The following is a 9131-nucleotide window of genomic DNA, read 5'->3' as shown; positions in this document are numbered from 1 at the left end:
GGTGACCGATTGCGGGAAACCGGCGGCGACGCCATTGGTGACAACCGCAATGCCGCCAACGGTCAGGGTAGTGACGCCGTCCAGTGCAGTGATGGTGAACGTACCGTTCTGGGTCAACGCGGTGGAATCTGGCGCGCTACCGTCACTGAGGTTTTTTTCGTAGACGGTGAGCTCGCCGCCATTTACATCCAGGCCGTTGATGATCACCGGATCGTCGTTGTTGTGGATCTGCAGCACCAGGTTCGCAGTGCTGGTATCGCCGTCCGAATCGGTAATCGTATAGGCGAAAGTTTCGGTGCCATTGCCGCCGCCGTGCAGATTTTTGAAGTCGGCGTCGGTGGTGTTCAGCGTGTAGGTGTAGGTGCCGTCGGTGTGCAGTTCGAGGGTGCCGTAGGTGCCGGTGAAAGTGCCGGCGGTCACGGGGCCGGTGGGTACGCGGTCAGCACCTTGAACGTCGTTGGTCAGGACGTTGCCGGTGAGGGTCAGCAACGTCTCTGAAGCAATACCGTTGCTGTCGTCCACCGCTCGTGGCACGTCATCGGTGATATTGACGTCGAGGGTACCGGTGGCGGTGTCGCCATTGCTGTCGCCGGCAATGACGGTGAACTGCTCGCTGAGCGTATTCGCGCCGTCGCCGGCCGAATGCGTTTCGTTGCCGTTGAGCGTGTAGCTGTAGGTCACTGTGCCGGTGGCCGGGTTGTAACCGGTGATGGTCAGGGTGCTGCCCAATTGCGTGGTGACCGACTGCGGAAAACCGATCGGCACACCGCCCACGATGACGCTGATGCCGCCGATGCTCAGACTGGTCAAACCGTCTGGCGCATTGACGGTGAAGCTGCCGCTCTGGGTCAGCGCACCATTGTTGTTGGCCGAACCATCGGGCAGGTTGGCCTCGTTGACCGTCAGTTCGCCACCCTGCACATCAAGACCGGTGAGGGTGACCGGATTGTTTACGGGCGGGGGTGGTACAACGATCGGCGCGGCGTTGTCATTACCGTTGTCGATGACTGCGTTGTGCCGCTCTTCGGGAAATTCGGGGATGCCGTTGAACCCGGCGGTCGGAAAGCCGATGACCGGATCAACCCGCCCGCCGACTTCAGTCAGCAGCACAAAGCTGTGGCCGCCGCCCACCGCGCCTGGCACGCCGGTCGGAGCATTCGGCCCCGCAGCGGTCGCTTCCGCGGCTTTGGTCGGATCTTCACCGGCGGCGATGGCTTTCTGGATCTGTTCGACATCGGTCAGTTGCGCTTCGCTGGGCGTCAGCGCTTCAGGGGAATCGACATGCACGGCCTGATTGGCCAGCAATTGCCCGGACATGGTCATACTGCTGTCGCGGCCCAGGGTCAACTCGTGGCCATTTTGCAGATGAACGGCGACGGCGCCTTCTGCTCCGGTGATCACTTGATCGCCGGCATACAGACGATCACCTTCGACCAGGGCGCGGCGCGTGCCGTCGGTGCCCTGCGCAAAAACCTGACCAATGACTTTAGTGACGATCCCGATGAGCGTTGCCATGTGAATTTCCTCCGCTGCCGACCACCGTCGGCACTGGTTCGCGAAGCAGCCCATGGCTCAATCGGGTTGCCGGGGTGACGCTCGCACCTCGACAGTTCGTTTCGCAGGTTGCGCAAACAAGGAAACTTCAGTGCTTTCAGGCACTTCGGATTCCTGATCGATGCAGCAGGCCCACTAACGCTACGTAACGGTGGTGAATCACCCGAGCGACAAAAATCTGTCACTCATCTACCGCTACGCGTCCCTCCCCTTCAGCATTACTTCGCCGTATGTCGCAAAGTGAATGGAACTTTCCTCAAGCCTTTCCGTGCTCCCTAAAGCGCATTAAACAAAGGCTTTCGCCATGAACAATGTGCCGGTTTTTGCCAAGCGCATAAGTTTTTTTCGGCATAAGCCTTATGAAAATTTTTTCTTAGCTACGCTTCAGGATGTTCTTAGCTCTGTTGTTACAAGAGTGAAACGCTTGCCCCTCAAAATATCGTCAAATATTTGGCGACAGTAACGCACCATCAGGACCAGGGAGATGCACCCCATGCGCGTTTTAACCCCCCTCTGCAGCGCGGTTTTACTGGCCATGGCTTGCACGTCCCAAGCCCAGGCCATGAACCTGACAGAAGCGATCCAAAGCACCATCGCCACCCACCCGGAACTCGCCTCGCGGGTGGACGCCAAGCTGTCGGCCGATGAACAAGTGAAAGTGGCCAAGGGTGGCTTCTATCCGTCCGTCGATCTGAATGCCGCTTACGGGCGCGGTTACAGCGACAACACCACGACCCGTTCGCTGGGTAACCACCACACCTCGATTCTCAATTACACCCAGTCCGAGTTGCGGCTGCGGCAAATGATCTTCGACGGTTTCAACACCGCCAACGAGGTCGAGCGCACCAAGGGCGTGTCCAATTCGCGCGCCTACTACGCGCAAGGCACTGCACAGGATCTGGCCCTGCGCACCATTGAGGTCTACCTCGAAGTGCTCAAGCGGCGCGAACTGGTGACCCTGGCCAAGAACAACCTGCAAGCGCACTTGCGCGTCAACGATCAGATCGGCCTGCGCACCGAGCGCGGCATTGGCAGCACCGCCGACTCCGACCAGTCGGTCGCCCGTAAGGCGCTGGCGCAAAACAACCTCGACACCGCCGAAGTCGATCTGGCCGACGCCGAATCGAACTTCTACGCCGTGGTCGGGCGCATGCCCGATGAACTTGAAGCGCCACCGTCGACCCGCGGCGAATTGCCCGCCAGCCTGCCGGAAGCCCAGCAGAGCATGGTCGAGAACAACCCGTACCTGAAATCCGCCCAGGCGGACGTACAGTCGGCCGAGAGCCAGTACGAAGTCGCCAAGTCGCCGTTCTACCCACGTTTCGATGCCGAAGCGGCGGTAGGCGCGAACAACAACGTGCAGGGCGATGAAGGCCACGACAACGAATGGCGCGTGGGCGTGATCATGAACTACAACCTGTTCCGTGGCGGCAGCGACAAGGCCCGTCTGGCGTCCGATGCGCACCAGATCAACCAAGCAATGGACATCCGCAACAACGCCCTGCGTCAGCTGAACGAGAACATTCACCTGGCCTGGAACGCCATGGTCAACGCGAAGAAACAGACCCCGACCGCCCGCGAATACGCCGAAACCACCAAACGTGTGCGCGCGGCCTATCAGGATCAGTTCGGCCTCGGCCAACGCACCCTGCTCGACTTGCTCGACAGTGAAAACGAGCTCTACAACGCCAACCGCCGCTACACCGAAATCCGCTACACCGAGGAATATTCGATGTACCGCGTGCTGGCGAACATGGGCCAGTTGCTGAGCAAGCAACGGGTGGTGCTGCCGGCGGATGCGATTGCGGCGACCGAAGTCAAAAACGAAGCACGCCTGCCTGAACTGAAATGAGGTAAACCCCTGTAGGAGCTGCCGCAGGCTGCGATCTTTTGATCTTGATTCTGTTTTTGATTCCTAGAACACAAAATCAAAAGATCGTCCAATCGCGGCCCGAGCCTTCGGCAGCTCCTACAGGGGTGATGTGTCGATAGCCAGGCCCGTACAACAGAGGCGATCAATATGACCAGCATGGAACCCGGCCACTCCGGGGTCGATCCGCGGCTGAGCTTCGATGATCCGTTACTCGACGGTCTGTTGATTCTCTGCAAACTCCACGGCGCGATCGTCAGTCGCGCCAGCCTGAGTGCCGGGCTGCCCCTGAACAAGCAACGCCTGAGCCTGGACCTGCTGCCCCGTGCCGCCGCCCGGGCCGGTTTGCAGGCGCGCTTGCTGCGGCGTGAACTGAAAGACATCTCCGCACTGAATCTGCCGATTCTGCTGTTGCTCAAGGACGGACGCACCGCAGTGCTACGGCGTTTCGCCGACGACGGCAAGGCGCTGATCCTGCCCAGCGAAGCCGATGGTGGCGAGCAATGGGTCAGCCGTGAAGAGCTGGCCGAACACTACAGCGGCCAGGCCTTGTTCGCCCGTCCGCGCCACGAACTCGAAGACTTGCGTTCACCGTTGGTGCCGCGGGTCCACGCCTGGTTTCGCGACACCCTCAAGCTGTCGAAATGGCTGTACAGCGACGCGATCCTCGCCAGTTTCCTGATCAACCTGCTGGGCCTGATGGTGCCACTGTTCGTCATGCAGACCTACGACCGCGTGGTGCCCAATCAGGCCACTTCGACCCTGTGGGTGTTGGCCATCGGCCTGCTGATCGGCACCGGTTTCGAGCTGGTACTACGGGTAGTGCGCGCGCACTTGCTCGACACCGCCGGCAAGAAAACCGACGTGATCCTTTCCGCGACTTTATTTGAACGCATCACCGGCATGGCCATGAAAGCGCGGCCAGCGACCATCGGCGGTTTCGCCCAAAGCATTCACGACTTTCAGGGCCTGCGTGAATTCCTCACCGCTGTGACCCTGACCAGCCTGATCGACCTGCCCTTCGTGGTGTTGATGCTGGTGGTGATCGGTCTGCTCGGCGGCTGGCTGGTAGTGATTCCGTTGCTGGCGTTTCCGATCACGATCATGTTTGCCCTGGCGATTCAGGTGCGCCTGCGCGACACCGTGCAAAAAAGCCTGAGCCTGGGCGCCGAACGCCAAGCGCTGCTGATCGAAACCCTCGGCGGCCTGGAAACCCTCAAGGCCTGCAGCGCCGAAAGCGAACGTCAGCACAAATGGGAAAGCACCCACGGTGCCCTCACCCGCCTCGACAGCCATGCGCGCAACCTCTCGGCGCTGGCGACCAACGGCACGCTGTTCATTCAGCAGTTTTCCGGGATGGCGACGATTGTCGCCGGAGTCTACAGCATCATCGCCGGCAACCTCAGCGTCGGTGCGCTGGTCGCCAGCTACATGCTCGGCAGCCGCGTGCTCGCGCCGCTGGGGCAGATTGCCGGACTGATCACTCGCTACCAACAAGCGCAACTGACCATGAAAAGCACCGACGCGCTAATGGGCCTGCCCCAGGAGCGCGACGGCAAGCAGCGGCCACTGGAGCGCACGCAACTGCAAGGCGCGCTGGACGTCAGCGGCGTGACCTTTCACTACAACGGCCAGAACGCGCCGGCGCTGAGCAACATCAGCTTCAGCATGAAACCCGGCGAACGGATCGGCATCATCGGCCGCAGCGGCTCGGGCAAAAGCACTCTGGCGCGGTTGGTAATGGGTTTCTATGAACCGGAAGAAGGCCAGTTGCTGCTCGACGGTCTCGACCTGCGACAACTGGATGTCGCCGACCTGCGCCAGCAGATCGGTTACGTCGCCCACGACCTTCCCCTGCTGGCCGGCAGCCTGCGCGACAACCTGACCCTCGGCGCACGTTACATCAGCGATTCGCGCATGCTCGAAGTCGCCGAACTGACCGGCGTCACCGAACTGGCACGCCAGCATCCGCAAGGTTTCGACCGGCCGGTGGGCGAGCGCGGGCAATTGCTCTCCGGCGGCCAACGCCAGGCCGTGCTGCTGGCCCGGGCGCTGCTGCTCGACCCGCCGATCATGCTGCTCGACGAACCCACCAGCGCCATGGACAACAGCAGCGAAGACGTGCTGCGCCAGAAGCTCCACGGCTGGGTACAAGGCAAGACGCTGCTGCTGGTCACCCACCGCACCTCGATGCTGAGTCTGGTGGACCGGCTGGTGGTGCTGGACAACGGCCGGGTCGTCGCTGACGGTCCGAAAGAAGCGGTCATCGATGCACTGCGCAAGGGCCGTGTCGGCTCGGCGGCGGTCTAGATGCGTTGCCAATACACCCCCTGTGGCGAGGGAGCTTGCTCCCGCTGGATTGCGCAGCAGCCCCAAAGTTTTTGTGGGCGCTGCGCCCCCAAGCGGGAGCAAGCTCCCTCGCCACAGGTTCGCGTTGACTTGGTTTGTCTTGATTGAGAGGTATCGCCGCATGTCAGCTTCATCTTCGAAAGAACGCGGCTACTTCGACAGTTTCGGCAAAAGCGCCGAAGCCGAATTCATGCCGGAAACCGCCGGCGCTTCGTTGCAGGATTCGCCGCGCTGGTCGCGGATCACCGTGTGGCTGGCGGCGGCGCTGCTGATCAGCGCGCTGGTCTGGGCCAAGTTTGCGGTGCTCGATGAAGTGACCATGGGCGAAGGCAAGGCGATTCCGTCGAGCAAGGTCCAGGTGATCCAGAACCTTGAAGGCGGCATCGTCACCGAAATTTTTGTGCGTGAAGGGCAGATGGTGAACAAGGGCGACAAGCTGTTGCGCCTGGATGACACGCGCTTCCTGTCGAACAAGGGTGAAAGCGAGGCCGACCGTTACGCCCTGACCGCGCAAGTCGAACGCCTCTCCGCCGAAGCCGAGGGGCGCCCGTTCAAGCTGTCTGACGAGGTGATCGCCAAGGCGCCACAGGTCGCCGAAGACGAGCGGGCGCTGTACGACCAGCGCCAACGGCGGCTGGCCAGTGAGCAACGTACCCTCACCGAACAGTTGCGGCAGAAGACTCAGGAGCTGGCGGAGTTCCGCTCCAAACAAGGCCAGTTCAGCTCCAGTCTGGCGCTGCTGCAGCAAGAGATGAACATGTCGGCGCCACTGGTTGGCACTGGCGCGGTATCACCGGTGGAAATCCTGCGGCTCAAGCGCAGCGCCGTGGAAATTCGCGGTTCGCTGAACGCGACAACCCTGGCGATCCCCCGCGCCGAATCGGCAATCAACGAAATCAAGAGCAAGATCGACGAATCGGAACAGACCTTCCGCTCCGACGCCGCCAAGGACCTCAATCAGAAGCGCACCGACCTGTCGAAAATCACCGCCTCGAGCATCGCCATCGACGACCGCGTCAGCCGTACCACCGTGACCTCACCGGTGCACGGGGTGATCAAGCAGCTCAAGGTCAACACCATCGGCGGCGTGGTGCAGCCGGGCAGCGACATGGTCGAAATCGTCCCGCTGGAAGACAACCTGCTGATCGAAGCCAAGGTCCGGCCGCAAGACGTCGCGTTCCTGCACCCGGGCCAGAAAGCCATGGTCAAGTTCAGCGCCTATGACTACACGATCTACGGTGGACTGAGCGCGAAACTGGAGCTGATCGGCGCCGACACGATTACCGATGACAAGGGCAACAGCTTCTACCTGATTCAGGTGCGCACCGATAAAAACCATTTGGGCGGGGATGCGAAACCGCTGCTGATCATCCCGGGGATGGTGGCGACGGTGGACATTATTACCGGGGAGAAAAGTGTGCTGGATTACCTGCTCAAACCGGTGCTCAAAGCCCGGACCGAGGCGATGCGCGAAAGGTAAATCTCGCCGTAACCTGCGTCGACTGAACAATTGCAATCGCGAGCAGGCTCACTCCTGCATTTGGAATGCGTTCCCCTGTAGGAGTGAGCCTGCTCGCGATAGCGCCAGCCCAAACGACTCTTATCTATCGCCATGATTACGCAGGAAAGTCTCCTCCCCCATCGCCGCAATCTGCCCCTCGATCAACGCTTCGAAAGGCTTCAACAACGGCGCAAACGTCGTCGGCGCCTCAAGGGTTTCCAGCGCCTGCACAATCGCCTCAATCGTCGACAACGCCCCCGGCCCCGGTGCCTTGCGCAGCCGATACCGCGACACCCCACCCTCGGCCAGCGTCACCCGCGGCAAAGCTGCCAGCAGCGGATTGAGATGGAGCATCTTGCGTGCCTTGCGCCAAGTGCCGTCCGGAACCACCAACAGCAGCGGTTCATCAGATTCGGTGTAAGCCTGCATCGGCTGCGCATCGTCGGCGGGAAACAGCAAGCGCGCCCGATACCCCGGTCGGTTGAGCAGTGCCGGCAGGTCCTCGAACACTTCACCCACAACCAATTCGGCATTGGTCAAACCCAACGCCGCCAAGCGCGCCGTGTTCAACGCATGATTGACCTCGCTCGGATGCTGCAACAGCAACACCCGGGTGCGGCTGTCGAGGCGCGGGATCAGCGGGCACAGGCAATGGGTTTGTGGGCGCAGGCAGCGCGGGCATTGGGGTCTGGACATATTCTTAAGCCTGATTGAGCTGTGCTTTAAGCAGATCACGGAACGTCTGGATCAGCGGCTCGCGGCTGCGACCCCGGCGCATGATCATCGAGAACGGCGCCTGATAACCGAAGGTCGCCGGCAGCAACACGCGCAAGTCGCCCTTGTCGGCCCAGGCCTGGGCGTAATGCTCCGGCAGGTAACCGATGTAGGCGCCGGACAGCACCAGAATCAGCTGCGCTTCCATACTTTCCACGGTCGCGGCGCTGTGCTTGAAACCGTGACGCGCCAGTTCCGCCTGACTCCAGTAACCACGGCCGACCATGCGTTGCTGGGTGATGACCTGTTCGGGAATCCGCCGCTCGTTGAACAGCGGGTGCCGGCTGCTGCAATACAGCCAGTGCTGCTCACGGTACAGCGGCATGTAGACCAGACCGCTCATGCGCGTGGAGAACGCACCGATGGCCAGATCGAGACGGTTGTCCTGCACGCCGAGTTGCAGTTCGTACGGGCTCATCACCGACAAATGCAAATGCACCGCCGGGTGTTCCTGACTGTAGGCGCCGATGGCTTCGGCGAACGGCAACGCCTTGTCGCTGACGGTGGAGTCGATCACCCCGAGGTTGAGCGTGCCGCGCAGTTCGCCCTTGAGCGCGGCGGCGTATTGCTCGAAGCCTTCAAGCTCGGCCAGCAGACGCAGGGTTTCCTGATGGAACAATTCACCCTTGCTGGTCAGGCTGAACCCGCCCCGCCCGCGATGGCACAGCACCAGACCCAGCGCCGCTTCGAGCTGGCTCATGTAAGTGCTGATCGCCGAGGTCGACAGGTTGAGCTCCTGCTGCGCATTGGCGAAGCCCTGATGCCGGACCACGCTGACGAAGATGCGCAATAGTTTCAGGTCGGGTAAAGCGTTGGCCATAAGGAGTCCAAACATCATCCAATGTAGGAGCTGCCGAAGGCTGCGATCTTTTGATCCTTGCTTTTAAGGTCAAGATCAAAAGATCGCAGCCTTCGGCAGCTCCTACAGGGGTGTTTCATTTGGGAAGAAGTCTATCCCGGGCCTCACCATTAGTTTAGAAAAATCTGAACTAAGTTTTTGCCCGTAGCGATTCTTCCGCCCCACTACATTTCGCATCATCGGCTCCACAGCGGCGCCCGAACCTGTGCTGAACGGCGCGCCGA

Annotated in this window: 6 protein-coding genes; 3 read left to right on the top strand and 3 right to left on the bottom strand. The window is 61.0% G+C overall.

Annotation, left to right across the window (positions count from 1 at the left end):
- A partial coding sequence (locus KKQ10_RS15700) for a retention module-containing protein (RefSeq protein WP_215501614.1) occupies window positions 1-1515 on the bottom strand: 1515 nt, incomplete at its 3' end.
- A 532-nt stretch (window positions 1516-2047) separates the two neighbouring features.
- Between KKQ10_RS15700 and KKQ10_RS15695 the strand changes: the two genes are divergently transcribed.
- From KKQ10_RS15695 to KKQ10_RS15685, 3 genes are all read left to right on the top strand, one after another.
- A complete protein-coding gene (locus tag KKQ10_RS15695) occupies window positions 2048-3406 on the top strand; it encodes a TolC family outer membrane protein (protein WP_215501613.1) in 1359 nt (452 codons plus the stop codon).
- A 168-nt stretch (window positions 3407-3574) separates the two neighbouring features.
- The gene (locus tag KKQ10_RS15690) at window positions 3575-5734 is read left to right on the top strand and encodes a type I secretion system permease/ATPase (protein WP_127649818.1); all 2160 of its coding nucleotides are present in this window, start codon (window positions 3575-3577) and stop codon (window positions 5732-5734) included.
- 160 nt (window positions 5735-5894) lie between these two features.
- A complete protein-coding gene (locus tag KKQ10_RS15685) occupies window positions 5895-7253 on the top strand; it encodes an HlyD family type I secretion periplasmic adaptor subunit (RefSeq protein WP_215501612.1) in 1359 nt (452 codons plus the stop codon).
- Window positions 7254-7373: 120 nt separating this feature from the next.
- On the opposite strand, the gene KKQ10_RS15680 is transcribed toward KKQ10_RS15685, so the two are convergent.
- Together KKQ10_RS15680 and KKQ10_RS15675 are read right to left on the bottom strand one after the other, a co-directional pair.
- Window positions 7374-7970: a tRNA-uridine aminocarboxypropyltransferase gene (locus KKQ10_RS15680; RefSeq protein WP_215501611.1), complete on the bottom strand. Its 597-nt coding sequence runs from the start codon at window positions 7968-7970 to the stop codon at window positions 7374-7376.
- Window positions 7971-7974: 4 nt separating this feature from the next.
- A complete protein-coding gene (locus tag KKQ10_RS15675) occupies window positions 7975-8868 on the bottom strand; it encodes a LysR family transcriptional regulator (protein WP_007956593.1) in 894 nt (297 codons plus the stop codon).
- Window positions 8869-9131: the final 263 nt, after the last annotated feature.

Source organism: Pseudomonas sp. MG-9 (genome assembly GCF_018729515.1).
Classification (GTDB): Bacteria; Pseudomonadota; Gammaproteobacteria; order Pseudomonadales; family Pseudomonadaceae; genus Aquipseudomonas; species Aquipseudomonas serboccidentalis.
Note: the sequence above shows the minus strand (reverse complement) of the source record. Positions and strands in the feature narration are given on the sequence as shown.

Coding starts and splice junctions, on each gene's coding strand:
- KKQ10_RS15695 (WP_215501613.1), top strand. CDS start 2,048: ATGCGCGTTTTAACCCCCCTCTGCAGCGCGGTTTTACTGGCCATGGCT.
- KKQ10_RS15690 (WP_127649818.1), top strand. CDS start 3,575: ATGACCAGCATGGAACCCGGCCACTCCGGGGTCGATCCGCGGCTGAGC.
- KKQ10_RS15685 (WP_215501612.1), top strand. CDS start 5,895: ATGTCAGCTTCATCTTCGAAAGAACGCGGCTACTTCGACAGTTTCGGC.
- KKQ10_RS15680 (WP_215501611.1), bottom strand. CDS start 7,970: ATGTCCAGACCCCAATGCCCGCGCTGCCTGCGCCCACAAACCCATTGC.
- KKQ10_RS15675 (WP_007956593.1), bottom strand. CDS start 8,868: ATGGCCAACGCTTTACCCGACCTGAAACTATTGCGCATCTTCGTCAGC.